This is a genomic window from Aquincola tertiaricarbonis, from assembly GCF_023573145.1.
GTDB classification, from domain to species: domain Bacteria; phylum Pseudomonadota; class Gammaproteobacteria; order Burkholderiales; family Burkholderiaceae_C; genus Aquincola; species Aquincola tertiaricarbonis_B.
The window spans coordinates 1,249,559-1,272,976 of the sequence record NZ_CP097635.1 but is presented as its reverse complement, the minus strand read 5'-3'; the positions used below and the strand labels follow the sequence as shown (position 1 = coordinate 1,272,976).

Here is a 23,418-nt window from a genome sequence, read left to right as displayed (position 1 = left end):
CTAAGCCAGGAGATCTTGCGAGTCGGGGTGCCGACGCATCCACGCCGCCACGTAGCTGCAGCTGGGCTGCACCTTCCAGCCCGCCTGCCGCGCATGCGCCATCGCCGCCTGCACCAGCTGCCCGGCGATGCCGCGGCCTTCCAGCGCCGGCGGCACGCCGGTGTGGTGCATCACCGCCACGCCGTTGCGCAGCACGTAGTCCAGCTCGCAGCGCCGGCCGTCCACCACCGCCTCGAAGCGGCCGGCGGCCGCGTCATGGGTCACCGTCACCGGCGTGCGTTCGGTCATTTCACATCCTTCCTGGCGGCGGCCGGCATGCCCGCACCTTCATCGCCCAGCCGCTGCCACAGGAACACATAGCCCAGCGCCATCATGTCGGCGCGCTGGGCGTTGTCGGCCGCGCCGCCATGGCCGCCTTCGATGTTCTCGTAGTACAGCGGTGAATAGCCCTGGGCCATCATCTGCGCCGCCATCTTGCGGGCATGGCCCGGGTGCACCCGGTCGTCGCGGGTGCTGGTGGTGAACAGCACCGGCGGCAGCGGCGCGCCCTTGGGCAGCTGCTGCAGCACCTGGTAGGGGCTGTAGCGCGAGATCACCGCCCAGTCGGCCGGCTCGTCGGGGTTGCCGTACTCGCCCATCCAGCTGGCGCCGGCCAGCAGCAGGTGGAAGCGCTTCATGTCCAGCAGCGGCACCTGGCACAGCACCGCATTGAACAGGTCGGGCCGCTGCAGCATCACTGCGCCCATCAGCAGGCCGCCGTTGCTGCCGCCCTGGATGCCCAGGCGCCGCGGCCGCGTGACCTTGCGGGCCACCAGGTCCTCGGCCACCGCGATGAAGTCGTCGTAGCTCTTCTGCTTGTGGGCCTTGATGGCGGCCTGGTGCCAGGCGGGGCCGAATTCACCACCGCCGCGGATGTTGGCCACCACGAACACGCCGCCGTGCGCGCCCCACACGTTGCCGCTGGCGGCCGCGTACCAGGGCTGCAGCGATATCTCGAAGCCGCCGTAGCCATAAAGCAGCGTGGGGTTGTTGCCGTCTTCCCGGGCGCCGGGCGGCCACACGATGAAGTAGGGCACGCGGGTGCCGTCCTTGCTGGTGGCAAAGCGCTGCTCTACCCGCATGCCCTGTGCATCGAAGAAGCGGGGCGAGGCCTTGAGCACCTCGCGCGCATCGGTGCCGGTGCGGCCCAGCGACAGGGTTTCGGGCGACAGGAAGTCCACCGCCGTCAGCAGGTAGTCCTCGGCCAGCGGGTCGCGCTGAAGCAGCGGGTCGTGCAGCGTGGCCACGCCCAGCGTGCCGGGGAAGGGCGCGTCGATCGGCCGGCGCTGCCAGGGGCCCTGGTCCGTCGGGGTCAGTTCTTCCAGCCGGCTGGCCACGTTGTCGCTGATGGTCAGCAGCAGCCGGTCGCGGGTGACGGCATAGCCGGCCAGCGAGCGGGTGGGCGTGGGCACGAACAGCGGCGTGTAGCGCCGCTCGGCCGGCGGGCGGCGCAGGATGTCGTCGGCGGTGGTGGCCAGCAGCGCGCCACGCGGCCAGATGGTGCCGCCCACGGTGAGGTCGGTGCGCAGCTCCAGCAGCGCCCGTTCGTTCCAGAACGAGAGGCTGGCGTCGGTGGGCTTGTCGATGCGCTGCAGCGCGTCCGGGCCGGCGGGCCGCACCAGCAGGAACTCGATCGCGTTGTAGAAGTCGGTGGCGCGGCTGAACACGGTGCGCTCGAAGCCCGGCGTGCGGTCCACCGAGACGCTGACCGAGACATCGGTTTTTTCACCCTCGAACACCGTGGTGGCGGCGCTCAACGGGGTGCCGCGCTGCCAGCGCTTGATCACCCGCGGGTAGCCCGAATCGGTGAGTGAGCCGGGGCCGAAATCGGTGGCCACGTACAGCGTGTTCTCGTCGGCCCAGTCGAGCCGCGACTTGGCTTCGGGCAGGCTGAAGCCGCCGGGGATGAACTGCTTGGTGACGCTGTCGAACTCGCGCACCACGGTGGCGTCGGCGCCGCCGCGCGACAGGCTGATCAGGCAGCGCCGGTAGTCCGGGCCCAGGCAGGTGGCGCCGGACCACACCCAGTTCTCCTTCTCGGCGCTGGCCAGCGCGTCCAGGTCGAGCACGGTTTCCCAGGCGGGCTCGGGCTTGCGGTACTCGGCCAGCGTGGTGCGCCGCCACAGGCCGCGCGGGTGTGCCTCGTCGCGCCAGAAGTTGTAGAGCGCGTCACCGCGGCGGGCGATGGCTGGGATGCGTGCCTTGGAGTCCAGGATTTCGCGCAGCTTGTCGCGCATCGGCACGAAGCGCGGATCGGTTTCCAGCTGGGCGCGGGTGGTGGCGTTCTGGGCTCGCACCCAGGCCAGGGCGTCGTCACCCTGGACGTTCTCCAGCCACAGGAACGGGTCGGCGGCGGCAGGTGCGGCGTGGGAGGACATCATGCTCATGCAGATCAGGAATGCAGCGAAACAGCGGCGCATCGGGGGCAAGCGGCCGGCGCGGCCTGCGGAAGAGGATGGGCGGACCATGATAGGCGCGGCAGCCCACGCCCCGTGTGTGTGCGGGGTTGCGGCAGGTGCGGCGGCCTTCCAACCGGCAGCAGCCTGCAAATTCGGCAAAAGTAATTCCGGCAGTGGCCGATATGGGCAGCATGATCGCCTCGACCACGACCGAGCCGCCCCTGCCCTTCGTCCACCGCATCGGTGTGCGACTGGTGGGCGCCTTCGCGGTGCTGCTCATGGCCATGCTGCTGCTGGCCGGGCTGGCGCTGGCCCGCATGCATGCCGCCTCACAGGCCCTGGCGGAGCTGTCACGCGAGCAGTTGCGCGTGGTGGCACTGACGGCGCAGATCGGGCGTGAGGCCGACAGCTCGACCCGGCAGATGCTGCAGCTGGTGAACGACACGTCGCAGGACGAGGCGCGGCTGCGGGCCGGCATCGCCGCCTCCAACGCGCGGCTGCGCCAGGCGGTGGAGGCGCTGGAGGTGCTGCTGCCGCCCGGGCCGCGGCAGGAGGCCTTCGAGGAGGTGCGCGCGCGCTTGACCGAATACCTGCGCGCCTCGCGCGACACGCTGGACTGGTTCGAGGCCGGCGCCGTGGCCTATGCGCGCCGCACCCTGGCCGAAGACACGCAGGACACGCTGGACCTGCTGGCCGTGGCGCGCGACCACTTCAACGAGGCCGAAGAGGCGGCGGCCAACCTGGCGACCGCCCAGACCCAGGCCCGCCTGCGGCGCGACCGGCTGCTGCTGCTGGCGCTGGTGTCGCTGGCGCTGGTGGTGGGCACGCTGTTCTCGCTGCGGGTGGCGCGCGGCATCGCCCAGCCACTCAAGCATGCCGAACGGGCGGCCCGCCGCATCGCCGCGGGCGACTACCGCAGCCGCGTGGCGGTGACCACGCAGGACGAGGTGGGCCGCGTCTCGGCGGCGCTCAACACCCTGGCCGAGGCGGTGAGCGAGCGCGAATTGCGCATCCACCGCCTGGTCAACACCGACAGCCTGACCGGCCTGGCGCAGCGCCCGCGCTTCCTGGCCGAAGGCGAGGCGCTGCTGGCCGGCGCCGAACGGGCCGGTCGGCAGGTCACGCTGCTGTGCTTCGACATCGACCGGCTCAAGACCATCAACGCGCTGCTGGGCTTTGATGCCGGCGACGCGGTGATCTGCGATGCCGCGGAACGGCTGCAGACGGTCATCGGCGCCGAGGGCCGCCTGGCCCGCGTGGCCGGTGGCACCTTCGCGGCGCTGGTGCCCACCAGCGACACCGACAGCGCGCGAGAGATGGCCTTGGCGATGAAACGCGAGGTGGAGCATCAGGTGCGCTGGCAGGGCGAGTCGCTGGACCTGTCCATCACCACCGGGCTGGCGATGTACCCCGCCGATGCCCCCGCACTGGAGCCGCTGCTGCGCCATGCCGAGCAGGCGCTGTTCGAGGCCAAGCGCCTGCACATCGGCTGCGCGGTGTATGCGCCCTCGCTGGAGGCGTCACGCCAGTCGCAGCTGAGTCTGCTGTCGGCGCTGGCCGAGGCCATCGAGGGCGGCCAGTTGCACCAGTACCTGCAGCCCAAGTTCTCGCTGGACGGCACCTTGCGCGGCGCCGAGGCGCTGGTGCGCTGGCGCCACCCGCAGCGCGGCTGGGTGCCGCCCGGCGAGTTCGTGCCTTTTGCCGAGCGCACCGGCCGCATCGGCCCGCTGACCGACTGGATGCTGGAGCAGGCGGTGCGCACGCTGGCGCGCTGGCAGCGCGAAGGCCTGTCGCTCACCATCGCGGTGAACATCTCCACCCACGACCTGCAGGACGCGGGCTTGCCCGCGCGGGTGTCGGCGCTCTTGCAGCGCCACGGCGTGGCACCTGCGCGGCTGCAGCTGGAGCTGACCGAGACCGGCCTGATGGACAGCAGCCAGGACCCGGTGACGGTGCTGCATGCGCTGTGCGATACCGGCGTGGGCCTGGCCATCGACGACTTCGGCACCGGCCATTCGTCACTGGCCTACCTGCAGCGGCTGCCGATGCATGAGCTGAAGATCGACCGCAGCTTCGTCACCGAGGTGCATGCCGATGCCCGGCGGCGCGAGCTGCTGCAGTCCATCGTGCACCTGGGCCATGGGCTGGGCCTGAAGGTGACCGGCGAGGGCGTGGAAACCGCCGCCGAGCTGCAGGCGCTGCGGCAGGCCGGGTGCGACCTGGTGCAGGGCTATCACACCGGCCGGCCGATGGACCTGGCTGCATTTGAAACATGGCGTGAACAGCGGACCCTGCCAGCCGCTTCGGGCATGTGTCATGCAAGTTAAGGTACGGGTCCATGAACGAAGGCACTGCCATGACCACGCCCCAACCGCTGTTCCACCTCGCCTTTCCGGTGCGCGACCTGACCGAGGCCCGGGCTTTCTACGGTGAGCTGCTCGGCTGCCCTGAGGGCCGCAGCTCCGACGCCTGGGTGGACTTCGACTTCTATGGCCACCAGATCGTGGCCCACCTGGCCCCGGAAGAGTGCGGCCACCGCGACCACAGCCCGGTGGACGGGCACGACGTGCCGGTGCGCCATTTCGGGGCCATCCTCACGCTGGCGCAATGGCACGAACTGGCCGACCGGCTGCGCGCCGCGGGCGTGAAGTTCGTGATCGAGCCCTATGTGCGCTTCAAGGGCGAGGTGGGCGAACAGGCCACGATGTTCTTCCTCGACCCGTCGGGCAACGCTCTGGAGTTCAAAGCCTTTGCCGACCGCAGCCAGGTCTTCGCCAACTGATGGAGCACCCGGCTTCAGGAGTACCTGAAGCCACCCGCCGGGCGGGTTGCGCGGCCGCCTTCGGAGCGGCCGGGCGGCGGCCGCGGGGCCGTCTATCCGCTCAATCGGCAGCGGGTTTAAGCACCTGCGGCTCCACCTCGATGGACTGCTGGCCGTCGCTCACCCACACGGTGCCGTCCTGCACCGTGACCTGCAGCTGCATCGTGCGTTGCGCCAGCTTGGCCAGGGCCTGGCTTTGTTCGGCGGGCACCTGCCACACGGCCAGCCGGGCGGCGCGGGCCACCTTGTTCTGCAGGCCGGCCCACCAGATCGGCGTGCTGGCCGCATAGGCGATCACCGTCACCCGCTGGGCGCGGCCGGCGGCCTTGATCATGCGGCGGTCGTCGGGCTGGCCCACTTCCAGCCAGTGCAGCAACTGGCCGCTGAGGTCGTGCTGCCAGAGGTCGGGCTCGTCGGTGTCGGAGATGCCCTTGGCCAGTTCGAGCCGGCCGTTGTCGTCGCTGGCCGGCACGTGCAGTGCAAAGGCCAGCACGCGCATCAGCATGCGTTCGTCGGTTTCGGAAGGGTGGCGCGCGATGGTCAGCGCATGGTCGGCATAGACGCCGCGGTCCATGTCGGCAATCTGCAGCTGCGCCTTGAAGATGGTGGACTTGATGGCCATGAGGGGCGCCACTGTGCCACACACGGCGGCGGGCGCCGTCAGAGTCTCAGTCCCGCCGGGCCGCCCCAAGGGACTGAGCGCCCCCTTGGGGGGCAGCGAGCGCAGCGAGCTTGGGGGCCGACCTCAACGCCACAGTTGCGCCATCACCTCGGCAAAGCGGTCGGCCACCGCCTCCGCCTGCGGGTGGCGATGCGCCTGCACCACCCACTGGCCGGCCACCATCACGCTGTGCCAGGGCCGTCCGGGGCTGGAGAACACCAGCGCATCCAGCAGGTGGCTGGGCGGTATGCCGCGCAGCGCGGCATCGGCTTCGTCCACCACCAGCAGGTCGGCACGGGCGCCCGGCTGCAGGCCCCAGGCGCCCAGGCCGGCGGCCGCGCCGCTGCCGGCCTGCATGCGCTGCCACAGCCGCTGCGCGGTGGCCGGCTGGCCTTCGGCCGGCGCGGCACTGACGTTGCGCTGGCGCAGCGCCAGCCGCTGGCCGTACTCCAGCAGCCGCAGCTCTTCGCGCCAGGCGCGGGTCACGTGGCTGTCGGAGCCCAGCGCCAGCGACGCGCCGCTGGCCAGCCAGCGCGGCAGGTCGCACAACCCGTCGCCCAGGTTGGCTTCGGTGCTGGGGCAGATGACGGCCGCCGCGCCGCTACGGGCCACCGCATCGATCTCGGTCGGCACGGTGTGGGTGGCATGCACCAGCTGCCAGCGTGGGTCCAGCAGGCCTTGTGCGGCCAGCCATTCGATGGGCCGCTGGCCGGTGGCGCGCAGGCAGTCGTCCACCTCGGCCGTCTGTTCGGCCACGTGGATGTGCACCGGGCCGGCAAAACCTTCGGCCAGCTGCCGCAGCCGGTGGATGGACTCGGGCGCCGCCGCGCGCAGCGAGTGCAGCGCGACGCCGGCATTGAGCAGCGGCCGGCCGGCCGCGCCGATGCGCTGGCAGGCCTGCCACACGCTGTCGGCGGTGGTGGCAAAACGGCGTTGGTCGGGCCGCAGCGTGGGCTGGGTGAAGCCGGCGCGCTCGTACAGCACCGGCAGCACCGTCAGGCCGATGCCGGCGGTGGCCGCGGCATCGGCCAGCGCCCAGATCATCGCCAGCGGGTCGTCGGCATAGGGCCGGCCCTGCTCGTCGTGCTGCAGGTAGTGGAAGTCGCACACCTGGGTATAGCCGCCGCGCAGCAGCTCGATGTAGAGGTGGGCGGCAATGGCCTGCAGCTGCGCGGGCGTGATGCGCAGCGCCACCTGGTACATGCGGTCGCGCCAGCCCCAGAAGTCGTCGGCATCGGCCTCGCGCCGTTCGGCCAGGCCGGCGAAGGCGCGCTGGAAGGCATGGCTGTGGGCGTTCACCAGGCCGGGCAGCACCGGGCCGGGCAGGCGTTGGGCGCCCTCCGGCGGGGTGGGCACGTCGGGCGTCACGGCCGACCAGTGGCCGCTGGCATCGGCCTGCAGCAGCACGCCATCGGCCCAGCCGCCGGGCAGCCAGGCGCGCGGCGCCCACCAGGAAGTGGTGCGCCTCTTCATCGCGCTGCCGGCGGCTGCCAGTCCAGCATGGTCTGCACCAGCTGGCGCAGCAGCGGGGTGATCTCGCCGGCGCGCAGCGCGTCCCACTCGGCGGGGGTGCTTTCCTGCAGGTAGCAGCGCCAGCACATCTCCAGCTGCACCGCATGCACCTGCTGCGCCGGCTGGCCGTAGTGGCGGGTGATGTGGCCGCCCTTGAAGCGGCCGTCCACCACATGGCTGTGCACGGATTGGGCGGCCATCACCGCGGCCAGCGCATCGCGCAGCCCGGGGTCGCAGGCGGTGCCGTTGGCGGTGCCCAGGTTCAGGGCCGGCAGCGTGCCTTCAAACAGCCAGGGCAGCTCGCTCTTGATGCTGTGGGCATCGAACAGCACCACATGGCCGTGTTCGGCGCGCAGGCGCTGCAGCTCGGCGGCCAGGGCGTCGTGGTAGGGCCGCCAATAGCGGCCCACGCGCAGCTGCACCTCCTCGGGCGTGGGTGCCTGGCCTTCGCGGTACAGCGGGTCGCCGGTGAAAAAGCGGGTGGGGCACAGCTCGGTGTTGTTGACGCCCGGGTACATCGGCTGGTTGTCGGGCGGCCGGTTCAGGTCGACCACGTAGCGGCTGTAGCGTGGCACCAGCAGGCTGGCGCCCAGCTCACGCACGAAGTCGTACAGCTGGTCGAGGTGCCAGTCGGTGTCTTCCACGTTCAGCACGCGCGGCAGGTAGCGGTCGATGAGCGTGGGCGGGATCTCGCGGCCGGCGTGCGGCACGCTGACCAGCAGCGGCCTGTGGCCGCGGTGCAGGGTGTAAGGGGTGTCGTCGCTCATGGCAGGTTCCGTTGGCGCGGCAGGTTCAGCAGGCCGCATGCCCGATCCAGTAGCCGCAAGGCCGCCCATCGGCCGGTGCTTCCACCGGCTCGAAGCGGCAGGGCGTGCCGTCGTCGGTCCACAGCAGCGTGAAGGGGGCCACCACCACCGGCCGGCCTTCGCGCGGGTGCCACAGGCCGCCGCTCAGGCTGAAGAGCCCGCGGGCCTCGAAAGGTTCAGCCCACTCCACGCCCGGTTGCACCGGCAGCAGGGTGCCGCGGCCGCGCTGCACCATCAGATTGAGGTCTCGGGTGGGCCCGTCCAGCAGCCGGCAGCCGGGCGCGTCGGCGCCGTCGAAGGCCAGCGGCGAGCTGCTGGCCGAAAGGCGCTGGCGTCCGCTGGGCAGGCTCAGTTCCACGCCCGCGCCTTCCAGCACTGCGAACCAGCGCTGCACGCCGGCAAAGGCCGAGAAGTCGCCGTCGCGGTCGATGTCGGCCACGCTGATGCGCAGCGCCCAGTCGGTACCGGGCGCGGCCGGGCGGCGCAGCAGCTCGCGGGTGTGGCCACCGCCGTTGCGCCAGGGCTCGGGCGGCTGGCGGAACAGGTCGATCAGTTGCACGGCCATGTCAGGGCCGGAAATGGCCTTCGATCACGTAGCGGCTGCCCGGGTGCACCAGACGCGCCAGCGTGATGCCGGTGCCGCGGCTCTCGGTGCGGCGCACGATGATCAGGCAGCTCTCGTCGCGGCGGATGCCCAGCAGCCGGGCTTCTTCTGCCGTGGGGGCCGCCGACTCGATGGCGTAGTGCGCCTCCCAGGTGGGCGCCACGTCCAGCAGGTAGTGGGTGGGCGTGATCTGGGTGAAGTCGACGTCCAGGTAGCCAGGGGCGCAGGCGGGGTTGACGTAGCGGTCTTCGCACTGCAGCGGCACGCCGTTGTCGTGGTGCACGATCAAGGTATGGAACACCGGCGCACCGGCCTGCATGCCCAGTTGCTGCGCCAGGCCCGGCGAAGCCGCCTCTTCGCGCTTGAGGTGCACCACGGCCTTGTGCTCGTGGCCGCGCGCCTGGATCTCTTCCTGCAGGTCGCGTATCGTGAGCGTGGACGACACCCGGTGCAGCTGCGCCGCGTAGGTGCCCGAGCCCTGCACCCGATCGACCAGGCCTTCAGCCTGCAGTTCGCGCAGCGCGCGGTTCACCGTCATGCGGCTGACGTTGAAGCGTTGCACCAGCTCCGCCTCCGACGGCATCAGCGTGCCGGGTGTCCAGCGGCCCTTGGCCAGCTCGCGCTTGAGGTACTGTTTGACCCGGGCGTACGGGGCCGGGGCGGCGGTGGAGGTGGTCTTGATCGGCATGAGCAGATCCTACTTGCCTGAAGTTGTATAGACAAGTAGAGTCTGCAGGATGACTGCGATCGAACTTGACCCTGGGCGCCTGACGCTCGAGACGCTTCAGGCGGTGCATGCCGGCGGCGTCACCCTCACCGTGGCCCCGCATGCGGCGGCGGCCGTGCAGGCCAGCGCCGCCGTGGTGCAGTCGGCGGCGGCCGGCGACGCGCCGGTTTACGGCGTGAACACCGGCTTCGGCAAGCTGGCCAACCAGCGCATCAGCGAAGCCGATCTCGACACGCTGCAGCTCAACCTCATCCGCTCGCACAGCGTGGGCGTGGGTGCGCCGCTGCAGCCGCCGGTGGTGCGGCTGATGCTGGCCACCAAGGCCGCCAGCCTGGCGCGCGGCCATTCCGGCGTGCGGCCGGTGGTCATCGACACGCTGCTGGCGGTGCTCAATGCCGGCCTGGTGCCCTACGTGCCCAGCCAGGGTTCGGTGGGTGCCTCGGGCGACCTGGCGCCGCTGGCCCACATGACGCTGGCGCTGATGGGCGAAGGCGAGATGCTGGTGGACGGCGAGCGCCGCCCAGCGCTGCCGGTGCTGCAGCAGGCCGGCATCGCGCCGCTGAAGCTGGCCGCCAAGGAAGGCCTGGCGCTGATCAACGGCACGCAGACCTCCACCGCGCTGGCGCTGCATGCGCTGCTGGCGTTCGAGCCGGTGCTGGAATCGGCGTTGGTCATCGGCGCGCTCACCATCGACGCGGCCCGCGGCAGCGACGGCCCATTCGATCCGCGCATCCATGCGCTGCGCGGCCAGCCCGGCCAGATCGACGTGGCGCAGTACTACCGTGCACTGCTTCAGGGCAGCGCCATCCGCGCCTCGCACGCGGAAGGGGACGACCGGGTGCAGGACCCGTACTGCCTGCGCTGCCAGCCGCAGGTGGTGGGTGCTTGTCTAGACCAGTTGCGCCATGCGGCGCTGGTGCTGGTGCGGGAAGCCAATGCGGTGACCGACAACCCGTTGGTGTTCGCGGAAGACGGGGCGATGGACCCGGCGCTCGGCCGCCCGGAGCCGGGTCGCGCCCCCTCGGGGGGCCGCGAGCGCAGCGAGCTGGGGGGCACCATGATCTCGGGCGGTAATTTTCATGCCGAGCCCGTGGCCCTGGCGGCCGACGGCATGGCGTTGGCCATTGCCGAGGTCGGTGCCATCGCCGAGCGCCGCATCGCGATGCTGATCGACAGCGGCGTGTCGCGGCTGCCGCCCTTCCTGACCGCTAATGCGGGCCTGAACAGCGGCTTCATGATCGCCCACGTCACCGCCGCTTCGCTGGCCAGCGAGAACAAGTCGCTGGCGCACCCGGCCAGCGTGGACAGCCTGCCCACCTCGGCCAACCAGGAAGACCATGTGTCCATGGCCACCTTCGCGGCCCGGCGGCTGCAGGCCATGATCGCCAACACCGCGCACATCCTGGGCATCGAACTGCTGGCCGCGGCCCAGGGCATCGAGTTCCTGCGGCCGCTGCAAAGCTCGGCCGCGCTGGAAGAGGTGCATGCGCTGCTGCGCAGCCACTGCCCCAGCATCGACGTCGACCGCTACCTGGCGCCCGACATCGAGCGTGCCACGGCCTTGGTGCACAGCGGTGCACTGGCGCGCATCTTGCGAACGCTGCCGGCTCTGCCGGCGCTGTGGATTCCGGCCTGATCCCTCTTCACTCCCAAGCGAGCATCATGACGTTCAAAGCCTCCGCCTTCCGCCTCGTCGCCACCCTGGCCTGCGCCAGTGCTGCCACGCTGGCCCATGCCCAGGACACCAAGGTCGCCGTCGGCATCTCGGGCTGGACGGGCTTTGCGCCGCTCACGCTCGCGAAGGAGGCGGGGCTGTTCAAGAAGCACGGCCTGGACGTCACCATCAAGAAGATCCCGCAGAAGGACCGCCACCTGGCCCTGGCCTCGGGCGACATCCAGTGCGCGGCCACCACGGTGGAAACCTGGGTGGTCTGGAACGCCAACGGCGTGGCCGGCACCCAGATCTTCCAGATGGACAAGAGCTACGGTGCCGACGGCCTGGTGGTCAAGCCCGGCATCAACAAGATCAGCGACCTGAAGGGCAAGACCCTGGCCGCCAGCGCACCGGGCACCGCGCCTTACTTCGGCGCCGCCTGGATCCTGAAGAAGAACGGCATGTCCATCAAGGACGTGAAGGTGCTGACGCTGGAGCCGCAGCCGGTGGCTAACGCCTTCCTGGCCGGCACCGACGGCATCGACGCCGGCATGACCTACGAACCCTACCTGAGCAGCGTGCGCGCCAAGCCCGAGGCCGGGAAGATCATCGCCACCACGCTGGACTACCCGATGGTGATGGACACCTTCGGCTGCACGCCCAAGTTCCTGGCCGACAACCCCAAGGCCGCCAAGGGCCTGGCCGATGCCTACTTCGACGCGCTGGACCTGATCAAGGCCGACCCGAAGAAGAGCTACGAGATCATGGGCGCCGACGTCAAGCAAAGCGGCGAAGCCTTCGAGAACTCGCAGAAGTTCCTGCGCTGGCAGGACCGCGCGGCCAACCAGAAGTTCTTCGCCAGTGAGCACCCGCAGTTCACCAAGGAAGCGGCCGACCTGCTGCTGGAGGTGGGCATCATCAAGCAGATTCCCGACCTGACCAAGCTGGCCGACACGCGCTTCCTGAACTAATTCCTCAACTGAGGGCCGCATGTACATCGACGTCGTCGATGCGGCCGGGGGCCTCCGCTTCCCGGCCGAGGTGATGGGCTGGCCGACCGAGGCCGCGCCGGCGGCACCCGTGCCGCTGGCGGTGCTGTCCCATGGCAATGGCGGCAGCTACCAGATCTACCGCGCGCTGTGCCAGGCGCTGGTGGCGGCGGGCTGGGTGGTGGCCGCGTTCGACCATCCGGGCAACAACCGCAAGGACGACCGGCTCAAGGGCACGCTGCAGAACCTGGAGGACCGTCCACGCCACGTGGGCCTGGTCATCTCCGAGGTGCTGGCCCGCCTGCCCATCGACACGGATCGCATTGCCGTCATCGGCCATTCATTGGGCGCCTACACCGCGCTGGCCGTGGCCGGTGGCCAGGCGCATGCGCGCAGCGGTGAAGCCGTGGCGCCTGCGCACGACCCGCGCGTGAAGGCCCTGGTGCTGCTGGCGCCGGCGGCCTTTTTCTTCGTTGCTCCCGATGCCCTGCGCGCGGTGGACCTGCCCATCCTGCTGATGGAAGCCGAGCACGACGACATCACGCCGCTGAGCCAGGGCGAGATCATCCGACACGGCGTGGCCGACGCGCGCCGCGTCGACAGCCGGCTGGTGCCGGGCGCGGGCCACTTCTCGTTCATCACGCCGTTTCCCAAGGCCCTGGTCAAGCCGGCATTTCCGCCGTCGCAAGACCCGCCCGGCTTCGACCGCGAGGCCTTCCACCGGCGCTATCCCCAAGACATCGTGGCCTGGCTGAACCAGGCGCTGCCGCCTTCCGCATGAAACCGCTGACACCTGTCCCCCGAGGCACGCGCTTCGTGCTCGGCCTCTCGTTCTTCGTCGTGTTCTTCGCCGTGTGGTCGTTCGCCACGCTGGGCGGCCATGTCAGCAAGACCTTCCTGGCCGACCCGCTGACCATGCTGCGCAGCGGCTGGACGCTGCTCACCGAAATGGGTTTCGCGGTGGACATCGGCATGACGGTGTGGCGCGTGGTGGGTGGCTTTGCCATCGCCGCGGTGCTGGCCTTGCCGCTGGGCGTGCTGATGGGCGCCTACAAGCCCATCGAGGCCTTCTTCGAGCCCTTCGTCAGCTTTGCCCGCTACCTGCCGGCCAGCGCCTTCATCCCGCTGCTCATCCTGTGGGCCGGGTTGGGTGAGGCGCAGAAGCTCTCTGTCATCTTCATCGGCAGCTTCTTCAACCTGGTGCTGATGATCGCGGTGGCCGTGGGCAACACGCGGCGCGACCTGGTGGAGGCGGCCTACACCCTGGGCTGCGGCGACAGCGGCGTGGTGCGCCGGGTGCTCATTCCCGGCGCCGCGCCCGAGATCGCCGAGATCCTGCGCATGGTGCTGGGCTGGGCCTGGACCTACGTCATCGTGGCCGAGCTGATCGGCGCTTCCAGCGGCATCGGCCACATGATCACCGACAGCCAGGCGCTGCTGGCCACCGACCAGATCATCTTCGGCATCATCGTCATCGGCCTCATCGGGCTGCTGAGCGACCTGCTGTTCAAGTGGGCCAACCGGCGGATGTTCCGCTGGGCGGCCCTCGGACGCTGACCGGAGCGCACCGCATGAGCCACATCCTCACCGTGCGCGGCGTCGAGCGCCGCTTCCAGTCCAGCCACGGCAGCACGCTGGCCTTGTCGGCCACCGACCTGCAGGTGGCCGAGAACGACTTCATCACCATCCTCGGCCCCTCGGGCTGCGGCAAGAGCACGTTGCTGCGCATCGTCGCCGGCCTCGACCAGCCCACCGCCGGCGAAGTGCTGCTCGATGGCCGGCGCATCAGCGGTCCCGGCGCCGACCGCGGCATGGTGTTCCAGAGCTACACGCTGTTTCCGTGGCTGACGGTGCGCGACAACGTGTGCTTCGGCCTGCGTGAGCGCGGCCTGCCGCGGGCGCAGCAGATCGAGATCGCGCAAGGCTTCATCCAGAAGGTGGGGCTGTCGGGCTTTGAGCACCACTTCCCCAAGCAGCTGTCGGGCGGCATGCAGCAGCGCACCGCGCTGGCCCGGGCGCTGGCCAACGGCCCGCGCATGCTGCTGATGGACGAGCCCTTCGGCGCGCTGGACCACCAGACCCGCGAGCTGATGCAGGAGCTGCTGCTGGGCATCTGGGAGGCCGAACGCACCACGGTGCTCTTCGTCACCCACGACATCGACGAAGCGGTGTTCATGGGCAGCCGGGTGATGGTGATGAGCGCCCGGCCTGGCCGCATCAAGCTCGACCGGGCGGTGCCGCTGCCGCATCCGCGGCACTACGCGGTCAAGACCACCGCCGCCTTCTCCGAGCTGAAGGCCGAGCTCACCGAGCAGGTGCGCACCGAGGTGCTGGCAGCGCAGGCGGCGATGGCTTGATGCCACAGTTCTGAGCGCCGGTCGCAGACAATGCGCCGGCCCCGTTCGGGGCGCGAGCGACCACTGCCGAGCCTGATGAAGAACAACGACGTGCCGTCCACCGCGACCCTGCCCGAGGCCGGTCCGCCCACCACCAGGGAGCACTTCGCGCAATGGCGGCAGGCGCAGGACATACGCCAGCGCACGCGGCTCGGCGGCTTCTTCTACCTGGTCGCCTGGTGCCTGTGCTGGGGCTTTGCCAGCCGCCCGGGGATGCACTGGGCGGCGGGCCTGATGGTCACCGCGCTGTTCGCGCTGCTGCTGTTGCTGCGGCTGCTGCACCGCCTGCCCCGGCAGGCCGACGTCGATGTGCTGCGCCGCTGGGCCCTGGTGCACTGGAATCTGCTGCTGGCCACCGCCTTGAGCTGGGGGCTGGCCAGCAGCTGGGTGCTGGCGACACCAGACTTCGGCAATGCACGGCTGGTGGCCGTGGTGTCCACCGTGGCCTTTGCCACCGCCATGGTGTTCACCTTCGCGATGAACCGTCCGCTGGCCCTGCTGGGCGTCGCCTTTCTCAGCCTGCCCGGCATCGCCGCGCTGGCCTGGCATGACGCGCAGGCACTGCCGGTGGTGCTGACTTTGGTCGGGCACCTGGCTTTCCTGGTGTTGGCGTTGCGGCGGGGCCATGCCGAATACCACGCCCACACCGCGATGGCCTTCGAGCTGCTGGACCAGCGTGAACGCTTCCGGGCGCTCAGCCGCACCGACGGGCTGACGCAGTTGGGCAACCGGCTGCACTTCAACCAGGTGCTGCCCGAGATGGCCCATCAGGCGCAGCGCAGCGGCCAGCCGCTGTCGCTCGCCATGTTCGACATCGACTGGTTCAAGCGCATCAACGACACCCACGGCCATGCCGCGGGCGACGCCTGCCTGATCGCCTTTTCCGGCTGGCTGCGCACGGCCTTCGCTGGCCCCGGCGACGTACTGGTTCGCCTGGGCGGCGAAGAGTTCGGCGTGTTGATGCCGGGCACGACGGCGGCAGAGGCCTGGCAGCGTGCCGAGGCCTTCCGACACCAGGTGTCGCTGACGCCGGTGGCGTGGCGCGACCGGCACATCGCCGTCACCACCAGCGGCGGCGTGGGCACCTATGGCGTGGCGATCGATGGCGAGCCCGAGCACCTGGTGCAGCGGGTGGACCGCGCGCTCTACACGGCCAAGGCCCGCGGCCGCAATCAGGTCACGCAGGCCCTGGGTGACGCGCTGCCGCCGCAGAGCGACCTGCCGTTCTGGGCGTCCTGACCGGGGCGTTCTGAGCTGGGCGCCGCGACGGCGCCCGGCCGGCCCTCAGGCGGCCACCGTCAGCGCCTGCCGCAGTGCCTCGGCGCCACGCAGGCCGCCCACCTCGGTGCCGTTCCAGTTGCGCAGCGTGGGGGCGGCCAGTTCGGCCAGCAACGTGGCCTGCGCCGGCTGCAGCGGCGCGGCCCGGGGCAGCAGCGCCGCGGCCACCGCCGCCATCACCACCTCGGCCGCGCGGGCGTTGTTGCCGTCGTCCATCTTCAGCGCCACGCCCAGGCCCAGCTCGGGCAGCGCGGCGCCGTACACGCCCTCCGCCCCCACCTTGCAGAAGAGCCGCTCGCCCAGCGCCTCCATCACCCGGGTATCGAAGCGGCCGGTGCCGGCCACCATGAAGGGCGCTGCCGCCACGGCCCGCCGCAGCCGTGCCGCGGCTGCGGCATGCGCGGGCGACAGGCCGCTGCCGGTGGCGATGCGCGCAAAGCCGTGGGCCAGTTGCCGCAGCGGGATGGCAAAGGTGGGAATGGCGCAGCCATCGGTGCCCACCGGCGCTTGCGCCAGGTTGCAGCCGGTGGCGGCCTGCAGCGCGGCCGTCACCTCGCGCATCAGCGGATGGTCGGGCCGCACGTAGCCCGCCAGGAAGGCGCGTGCGTCGCGCCCTTCGGCCGTGGCCATCAGGCAGCCCAGGCAGGCAAAGCCCGCATGCTTGCCCGAGCAGTTGTTGTGCAGTGCGCCGGGCTGGGCGCCGGTGGCGGCCAGCGCGCGGCCGGCCACGTCCCACATCGGCCAGTGGCCGCCGCATTCGAGTGCGGTGGCGTCGAGCCCTGCCTTGGCCAGCATGCCGGCGGCGGTGGCCGCATGGGCGGGCTCGCCGTTGTGCGAGGCACAGGCGATGGCCAGCTCGGCGTCGGTCAGCCCCAGCCGCGCGGCCGCGCCGCTGGCCACCAGGGGCAGCGCCTGCATCACCTTGACGGCCGAGCGCGGGAACACCGGCCGCTCGATGTCGCCCAGCGCGGTGTGCAAAGCGCCGCCGGCATCGACGATGGCCAGCGACCCGCGGTGGAACGATTCGACGAAGCCACCGCGGGTGACTTCCACAAGAACAGGATGCGCTGGCACGGCTGACGGCTCCGCTGGCAGTGAGGGGGATGAGCGGGCCACTGTAGCGCCGGCCCGACCCCGCGCCGGCACCGGCATGGCCGCGCCGCGACAATGCGGCCGATGGACATTTACGGCATCGACTTCAGCAGCGCGCCCACGGCGCGCAAGCCGGTGGTGGTGGCCCACGGCCGGCTGGAAGGCAGCCGCTGCACGCTGCTGCGCATCGACAGCCATCCCACGCTGGCCGCCTTCGGCCAGTGGCTGCACACGCCGGGCCCGTGGGTGGGCGGCTTCGACCTGCCTTTCGGCCTGCCGCGCGAGCTGGTGCAGGCCCTGGGCTGGCCGCAGGACTGGGCCGCGCTGATGACGCATTACGCGGCCATGACCCGCCCGCAGATCCGCGAGACCTTCGCCGCCTTTTGCGCGGCGCGGCCGGTGGGTGGCAAGTTCGCGCACCGCGCGGTCGATCGGCCGGCGGGCTCGTCACCTTCGATGAAGTGGGTGAACCCGCCGGTGGCCTACATGCTGCATGCCGGTGTGCCGCTGCTGCGCGAAGCCGGCGTGCACCTGCCCGGCCACCATGAGGGCGACACCCGCCGCGTGGCGCTGGAGGCCTACCCCGGCCTGCTGGCGCGTGAGCTGATCGGCGCCCGCTCGTACAAGAGCGACGAGCGCGCCAAGCACACGCCCGAGCGGCTGATCGCCCGCAAGGACCTGCTGGAAGCGCTGGAGCAAGGCCGCAGCCGGCTGGGCCTGCGGCTCAAGTGCAGCCATGCGCAGCGCGATGCGCTGGCGGCGGACGGCAGCGGCGACAAGCTGGACGCGGTGCTGTGCATGCTGCAGGCGGCCTGGGCCCATGGCCAGCCCGGCTGGGGCCTGCCGCCGCAGGTCGATCCGCTGGAAGGCTGGATCGTCTCGGTGCCGCATGAGGCGGCCACCCCACTGGCCGCACCAGCCGGCCCGCCAGCCGGCGCCACCGCGCCTGCCAAGCCCGCCCCGCGCGCCCGCCGCGGCAAGGCCGCGGCCACCGCGCCCGCGCCGGTGAAGAAGGCCTCACCGGTCAAGGCCTGAGCGCATGACGGCCACGGCCCGCCCACCCCGCGGATGACCGGACGCCGCCGCCGTTACGCCCCGGGCGCCTGGTTCGAGCGCCATGGCTGGAAGCCGTTTCCGTTCCAGCGCGAGGTGTGGTCGGCGATGGCCGCCGGCCGCAGCGGCCTGCTGCACGCCACCACCGGCGCCGGCAAGACCTATGCGGTGTGGTTCGGCGCACTGGCGCGGGCCGCCGCGCTGGGCGTGGCGACGGACGATGCCCGGCAGGCGCCGCCGCTGGGCGTGCTGTGGCTGACGCCGATGCGCGCCCTGGCCGCCGACACCACCCGCTCGCTCACGCTGCCGCTGGCTGAAGAGGCGCCGGCCTGGACCATCGGCCAGCGCACCGGCGACACCGCCTCGGCCGAGCGGGCGCGGCAGGACCGGCGGCTGCCCACCGCGCTGGTCACCACGCCCGAATCGCTGACGCTGATGCTCACCCGCGCCAGCGCGCAGCAGGACCTGGCCGGCGTGCACACCGTCATCGTCGACGAGTGGCATGAGCTGCTGGGCAACAAGCGGGGCGTGCAGGTGCAGCTGGCGCTGGCGCGGCTGCGGCACTGGAACCCGCAGCTGGTGGTGTGGGGCCTGTCGGCCACGCTGGGCAACTCGGCCGAGGCCATGGCCACGCTGGTGGGCGATGCGCAAGGCCAGCTGGTGGTGGGGCGGGTGCCCAAGGACCTGGCCATCGACACGCTGCTGCCCGCCGACGTGGGCCGCTTCTCGTGGGGCGGCCACCTGGGCGCGCAGATGCAGATGCCGGTGGTCGAGGAGATCGAGCGCTCAGGCCCCACGCTGGTGTTCACCAACGTGCGTTCGCAGGCAGAGGCCTGGTACCAGCTGCTGCTGGCTGCACGGCCCGACTGGGCCGGCCTGGTGGCGCTGCACCACGGATCGTTGGACAAGAGCGTGCGCGAATGGGTGGAGCTGGGCCTGAAGGAGGGCCGGCTGCGTGCGGTGGTGGCCACCTCCAGCCTGGACCTGGGCGTGGACTTCCTGCCGGTGGAGCGGGTGCTGCAGATCGGCAGCGCCAAGGGCGTGGCCCGGCTGCTGCAGCGCGCCGGCCGCAGCGGCCATGCGCCCGGCCGGCCCAGCCGCGTGACCCTGGTGCCCACCCAGGCGCTGGAGCTGGTGGAAGGCGCCGCGGCCCGCCGTGCCGCCAAGGCCGGCCAGGTGGAAGGCCGCCACACCCCGGCCAAGCCGCTGGACGTGCTGGTGCAGCACCTGGTGACGGTGGCGCTGGGCGGCGGCTTCACGCCCGACGCGCTGTATGAGGAAGTGCGCAGCGCACCTGCCTATGCAACTTTGACGCGTGAGGAGTTCGACTGGGCGCTGGCCTTCGTCGAGGGTGGCGGCAGCAGCCTGGGCGCCTACCCCGAATACCACCGCGTGCTGCCCGATGATCAGGGCGTCTACCGCGTGCCCGATGCCGGCATCGCCCGCCGCCACCGCATGGGCGTGGGCACCATCGTCAGCGACAGCACCATGCCGATCCAGTGGGTGGGCGGCGGCGTGCTGGGCCACCTGGAAGAAAGCTTCATCGCCCGCCTCAACCCCGGCGACTGCTTCATCTTCGGTGGCCGTGCGCTGGAATACGTGCGCACCCGTGACATGACGGCCTACGTGCGCAAGGCCAGCAGCCGCAGCGGCAAGCTGGCCTCGTGGAACGGCGCCAAGATGCCGCTGTCCAGCGAGCTGGCCGATGCCATCCAGGCCCTGCTGCACCAGGCTGCGCGCGAGGTGGCCGAGACCTACCCCGACGGCCTGCCGGAGGCCGAAGCCCCGCCGCCGCCGGCCCGCAAGGGCGCTGCGTTCAGCGAGCCTGAACTGCGCGCCGCCTGGCCGATGCTGCAGGTGCAGGTGCGGCTGTCGCACCTGCCGCAGGCCGGCCGGCTGCTGGTGGAGCAGTACCGTTCGCGCGAGGGCCATCACCTCTTCGTTTACCCGTTCGGCGGCCGCAACGTGCACCTGGGCCTGGCCCAGCTGCTGGCCTGGCGCTTCTCGCAGCAGCAGCCCAACACCTTCTCCATCTCGATCAACGACTACGGCTTCGAGCTGCTCAGCATCCACCCGGTGGAGGTGGCGCCGCTGCTGGACGGCCGCGTGCTGGCGGAAGACGGCCTGATGCACGACATGCTGGCCAGCCTGAACAGCAGCGCGCTGGCGCGCAAGCGCTTCCGCGAGATCGCACGCGTGGCGGGGCTGGTGTTCAGCGGCTTTCCCGGCGCGGCCAAGAGCACGCGGCAGCTGCAGGCTTCGTCCAGCCTGTTCTACGAGGTGTTCCGCAAGTACGACGCCGGCAACCGCCTGCTCAGCCAGGCCGAGCACGAGGTGCTGGCGCAAGAGCTGGAACTGGGTCGGCTGGGCGAGGTGCTGGCGCGCATGCGGGCCCAGCAGATCGACCTGGTGCCGCTGCAGGTGCCCACGCCGATGAGCCTGCCGCTGATGGTCGAGCGCTTTCGCGAGCAGCTCAGCACCGAGAAGCTGGCCGACCGGCTGGCCCGCATCGTGGCCGACGCGGAGAAGGTGCTGGCCCATCCGCCGCTGCCCCCGCGGCCGCGGCTGCCCAAGCCGCGCATCGTGCGCCGGCGCTGAGGGCCCACCGCAGGCAGTCCGGACGGGGTGCGGCCCGTCACGGGCAAGTCATCTTGGCCGCCGAGGATCAGGGCGACCAACGCCTTGCACCCCCATGCGCCGCCTGCCTTCGTCCTCCCCCCTGCACCGCTGCCTGCGGTGCCTGCGGCTGGCCGGTGGCTGGGGCGTCCTCTGGCTGGTGGCCGGACTGATGGCGGCAGCCTGGGGCTCCGGTGCCGGCCTCGCCACGCGGGCCGCGCAGACGGTGGCCGCGCTTTCGGCCCCGGACTGCGCCTTGAAAGCCGGCAGCGCCTGCGGCCAGAGCCACGACGCGGCACCGGCCGACGACCGCGCAGCCGATCCCACGCCGGCCACCGATCTGGCGGACCTGGCGGGTGACTTCCTGCGCCCCGCTGGCTCCGGCCCCAGAGGCCGTGCGGCACGCCGGCGACCGCCGGCTGGCGCCCGCTGGCGCAGCTGCGGCCAGCGCCGCCGCAAGCGCCCACCCCGCGCCGCCTGAAGGGCCGCGCCGCGGCCTGTGCAGGCCGCCCGGGCGTGCCTGCCTCCACCGTTTCCCGCGGTCGACCTGCGGGCACGGGGTCGACCCCTGGCTGCGCCGTTGGCGCGCCGGCCTGCCGTGCCTTCGATCTCCAACCGGAGGAAGTGATGAGCTTTGTATCCCGATGGGCTGCCCTGGCGGGCGGCCTGGTACTGGCCGCCTCGGCCCAGGCTGTGCCCGTGGCCTACCAGGGCGTGCTGACCAGCGGCAGTTTTGCCGGCAGCGTGGCCGCCGACAGCGGCCCCTGGGGCGATGCGGCCGGCTGGTCGTTCTGGCAGTTCACCGCGCCTTTCATGGCGCAGGTGACGATCACCGTGACGCCGTCCGATGCGTCGTTCGACCCGGTGATCGCGGCCTTCTACGGCACCGAGTCCGACAGCAGCGGCTACCTCGACCTGCGCACCGGCACGCAAAGCGTGCACGTGGCGCTGGCCGATGGCACCACCGAATGGTCGCTGGGCGGGCCTGGCGAAGCCGCCACGCTGCGCTTCGACAACGTCTATGGCAGCGGCACCTTCGTGCTGGCGATTGCCGACCATGCCGACGGCCTGGGCCAGGGGGCCCTGGGCTACACGATCACCGCCGCCGTGCCCGAGCCCGGCACCTACGCCCTGATGGCCGGCGGCCTGGCGCTGCTGGCCGCGGCCGCGCGCCGCCGCCGCGCCTGATGCGGCCCCGCACCCGCTGCTGATTCCCAGCCCAACGACCAATTGCCAGGAGAAAACGACATGACTTCCCGTGACGAACACATCGACGTGATGCGCGCCTTCGCCCGCGCCGACACCGGCCGCGACATGGACCCGCACTGGAGCTTTGGCCGCCGCGGCTTCCTGCGCAGCGGCGTGGCCGCCGCTGCCGCCGTGGGCCTGCCCTTCGGTGTGCTGGGCTCCGGCGCCGCGCATGCGGTCAAGCTGCCCTACAGCCCCGACTACGGCCCGCTGGCCCCGGTGGCCGACCAGTCCACCGGCCTGCCGCTGCTGCAGCTGCCCTCAGGCTTCCGCTACTGGTCCTTCGGCTGGACCGGCGATGTGATGAGCGACGGCATTGCCACGCCGGGCGCGCACGACGGCATGGCCGTGGTGGCCTCCGATGCCGACAAGCTGGTGCTGGTGCGCAACCACGAGCAGGGCAGCCGCAGCGCCGGCAGCTATGCCGCGCCCAAGATCACCTACGACCCCAAGTGCAATGGCGGCACCACCAACCTGGTGTTCGCACCGCGGCAGCAGAAGTTCATCTCGTCCTGGGCCACGCTGTCGGGCACCATCCGCAACTGCGCCGGCGGCCCCACGCCGTGGAACACCTGGATCACCTGCGAAGAAACCTCGGACGGCGTGCACAACGGCGCCAGCAAGCAGCACGGCTACTGCTTCGACGTGCCCGCCGCCGGCCCGGCCAACCCGGTGCCGCTGCTGGACATGGGCTGCTTCAGCCATGAAGCGGTGGCGGTGGACCCGGTCACCGGCATCATCTACGAGACCGAGGATTCCACCCCCAGCGGCTTCTACCGCTTCATCCCCAAGGTGCCGGGCCGACCCTCGGCCGGCGGCAAGCTGCAGATGATGAAGCTGAAGGTGCCCGCCAATGCCAGCATCAACGCGCTGGGCCAGAACATCGCCTTCTTCAACACCGGTGCCGGCTTTGCCGACGGCACCACCTGGGACGTGGAGTGGGTGGACATCAATGAGCCGAACAAGCCCTTCATCAGCGGCACCAGCTATGGCGGCGTGGTGGCCCAGGGCCTGGTGCAGGGCGCGGCCAGCTTGGTGCGTGGCGAGGGCTGCTGGTACGGCAATGGCGTGATCTACGTCTGCTCGACCAGCGGCGGCACGGTGCGCGCGGGGCAGATCTTTGCCTATGACCCGCGGCGCGAGACCTTCACGCTGGTCTATGAATCACGCCGCGCTGCGGACGTGCACATGCCCGACAACATCGCCTGGAGCCCGCGCGGCAGCCTCATCCTGTGCGAAGACGGCGACAACGATCCGCAGTCGCTGCGGGGCCTGACGCTGGATGGCCAGATCTTCCCGTTCTGCCACAACAACGTGAACTTCGCGGCCACCGGCAGCTACACCCGCCCGTCGGGTCGCACCTTCACCGGCGACCAGCGCGGCTCGGAGTTCGCGGGCGCCACCTTCCACCATGAGTGGCTGTTCGTGAACATCCAGACCCCGGGCATCACCTTCGCCATCACCGGTCCCTGGGACGACGGCGCGCTGTAAGCGCCACCCGGGGGCGTGCCGTGGCGCGCCCC

20 protein-coding genes and 1 pseudogene are annotated in these 23,418 nt (G+C 71.3%); 13 read left to right on the top strand and 8 right to left on the bottom strand.

Going from position 1 to position 23,418, the window contains the following annotated elements:
- Both MW290_RS05915 and MW290_RS05910 read right to left on the bottom strand, forming a co-directional pair.
- Positions 1–288, bottom strand: a complete 288-nt coding sequence (locus MW290_RS05915) for a GNAT family N-acetyltransferase (protein ID WP_250196337.1) — start codon at positions 286–288, stop codon at positions 1–3.
- Positions 285–2,420 carry a prolyl oligopeptidase family serine peptidase gene (locus MW290_RS05910; protein ID WP_250196336.1) on the bottom strand — a complete coding sequence of 712 codons (2,136 nt, stop codon included), beginning with the start codon at positions 2,418–2,420 and terminating at the stop codon, positions 285–287. Before MW290_RS05910 ends, MW290_RS05915 begins: the two co-directional genes overlap by 4 nt.
- Positions 2,421–2,629: 209 nt before the next feature.
- On the opposite strand from MW290_RS05910, the gene MW290_RS05905 reads away from it, so the two are divergent.
- On the top strand, positions 2,630–4,765 hold the full coding sequence (locus MW290_RS05905) for a putative bifunctional diguanylate cyclase/phosphodiesterase (protein WP_250196335.1): 2,136 nt from the start codon (positions 2,630–2,632) through the stop codon (positions 4,763–4,765).
- A gap of 29 nt (positions 4,766–4,794) precedes the next feature.
- Complete coding sequence (locus tag MW290_RS05900) at positions 4,795–5,220, top strand: VOC family protein (protein ID WP_250196334.1); 426 nt, start codon at positions 4,795–4,797, stop codon at positions 5,218–5,220.
- A 100-nt stretch (positions 5,221–5,320) separates the two neighbouring features.
- On the opposite strand, the gene MW290_RS05895 is transcribed toward MW290_RS05900, so the two are convergent.
- The 5 genes from MW290_RS05895 to hutC form a co-directional block, all read right to left on the bottom strand.
- A complete protein-coding gene (locus tag MW290_RS05895; RefSeq protein WP_250196333.1) occupies positions 5,321–5,881 on the bottom strand; it encodes a YaeQ family protein in 561 nt (186 codons plus the stop codon).
- Between the two features lie 123 nt (positions 5,882–6,004).
- Positions 6,005–7,393: a formimidoylglutamate deiminase gene (locus tag MW290_RS05890; RefSeq protein ID WP_250196332.1), complete on the bottom strand. Its 1,389-nt coding sequence runs from the start codon at positions 7,391–7,393 to the stop codon at positions 6,005–6,007.
- The gene (hutG, locus tag MW290_RS05885) at positions 7,390–8,199 is read right to left on the bottom strand and encodes an N-formylglutamate deformylase (protein WP_250196331.1); all 810 of its coding nucleotides are present in this window, start codon (positions 8,197–8,199) and stop codon (positions 7,390–7,392) included. The genes MW290_RS05890 and hutG overlap by 4 nt, the downstream gene beginning before the upstream one ends.
- A 25-nt stretch (positions 8,200–8,224) precedes the next feature.
- The gene (locus MW290_RS05880; protein ID WP_250196330.1) at positions 8,225–8,803 is read right to left on the bottom strand and encodes a HutD/Ves family protein; all 579 of its coding nucleotides are present in this window, start codon (positions 8,801–8,803) and stop codon (positions 8,225–8,227) included.
- 1 nt (position 8,804) lies between these two features.
- Entirely contained in the window at positions 8,805–9,530 is a 726-nt protein-coding gene (gene hutC / locus MW290_RS05875) for a histidine utilization transcriptional repressor HutC (RefSeq protein ID WP_250196329.1), read from the bottom strand.
- Between the two features lie 49 nt (positions 9,531–9,579).
- Between hutC and hutH the strand changes: the two genes are divergently transcribed.
- The 6 genes from hutH (at position 9,580) to MW290_RS05845 (ending at position 15,847) form a co-directional block, all read left to right on the top strand.
- On the top strand, positions 9,580–11,205 hold the full coding sequence (hutH, locus tag MW290_RS05870; RefSeq protein ID WP_250196328.1) for a histidine ammonia-lyase: 1,626 nt from the start codon (positions 9,580–9,582) through the stop codon (positions 11,203–11,205).
- Positions 11,206–11,231: 26 nt separating this feature from the next.
- Positions 11,232–12,194, top strand: a complete 963-nt coding sequence (locus MW290_RS05865) for an ABC transporter substrate-binding protein (protein ID WP_250196327.1) — start codon at positions 11,232–11,234, stop codon at positions 12,192–12,194.
- A gap of 19 nt (positions 12,195–12,213) precedes the next feature.
- Positions 12,214–12,993, top strand: coding sequence for an alpha/beta hydrolase family protein (locus MW290_RS05860; RefSeq protein ID WP_250196326.1), 780 nt, complete (start codon positions 12,214–12,216; stop codon positions 12,991–12,993).
- Positions 12,990–13,769, top strand: a complete 780-nt coding sequence (locus tag MW290_RS05855) for an ABC transporter permease (protein ID WP_250196325.1) — start codon at positions 12,990–12,992, stop codon at positions 13,767–13,769. The genes MW290_RS05860 and MW290_RS05855 overlap by 4 nt, the downstream gene beginning before the upstream one ends.
- 14 nt (positions 13,770–13,783) lie before the next feature.
- On the top strand, positions 13,784–14,569 hold the full coding sequence (locus MW290_RS05850) for an ABC transporter ATP-binding protein (protein WP_250196324.1): 786 nt from the start codon (positions 13,784–13,786) through the stop codon (positions 14,567–14,569).
- Positions 14,570–14,644: 75 nt separating this feature from the next.
- A complete protein-coding gene (locus MW290_RS05845; RefSeq protein WP_250196323.1) occupies positions 14,645–15,847 on the top strand; it encodes a GGDEF domain-containing protein in 1,203 nt (400 codons plus the stop codon).
- A gap of 45 nt (positions 15,848–15,892) precedes the next feature.
- Here MW290_RS05845 and MW290_RS05840 read toward each other — a convergent pair whose 3' ends face one another.
- Positions 15,893–16,939, bottom strand: a complete 1,047-nt coding sequence (locus MW290_RS05840; RefSeq protein ID WP_250196322.1) for an asparaginase — start codon at positions 16,937–16,939, stop codon at positions 15,893–15,895.
- A gap of 114 nt (positions 16,940–17,053) precedes the next feature.
- On the opposite strand from MW290_RS05840, the pseudogene MW290_RS05835 reads away from it, so the two are divergent.
- The 5 genes and pseudogenes from MW290_RS05835 to MW290_RS05815 form a co-directional block, all read left to right on the top strand.
- Positions 17,054–17,860 (top strand): annotated as a pseudogene (locus MW290_RS05835) (DUF429 domain-containing protein); the annotation flags it as partial.
- A 186-nt stretch (positions 17,861–18,046) separates the two neighbouring features.
- Positions 18,047–20,629, top strand: coding sequence for a ligase-associated DNA damage response DEXH box helicase (locus MW290_RS05830; protein WP_250196321.1), 2,583 nt, complete (start codon positions 18,047–18,049; stop codon positions 20,627–20,629).
- Positions 20,630–20,723: 94 nt separating this feature from the next.
- Positions 20,724–21,128, top strand: a complete 405-nt coding sequence (locus MW290_RS05825) for a hypothetical protein (protein WP_250196320.1) — start codon at positions 20,724–20,726, stop codon at positions 21,126–21,128.
- Between the two features lie 146 nt (positions 21,129–21,274).
- Positions 21,275–21,835, top strand: a complete 561-nt coding sequence (locus MW290_RS05820) for a PEP-CTERM sorting domain-containing protein (protein ID WP_250196319.1) — start codon at positions 21,275–21,277, stop codon at positions 21,833–21,835.
- 60 nt (positions 21,836–21,895) lie between these two features.
- Positions 21,896–23,386 carry an alkaline phosphatase PhoX gene (locus tag MW290_RS05815; RefSeq protein WP_250196318.1) on the top strand — a complete coding sequence of 497 codons (1,491 nt, stop codon included), beginning with the start codon at positions 21,896–21,898 and terminating at the stop codon, positions 23,384–23,386.
- The last annotated feature ends 32 nt before the right edge of the window (positions 23,387–23,418 follow it).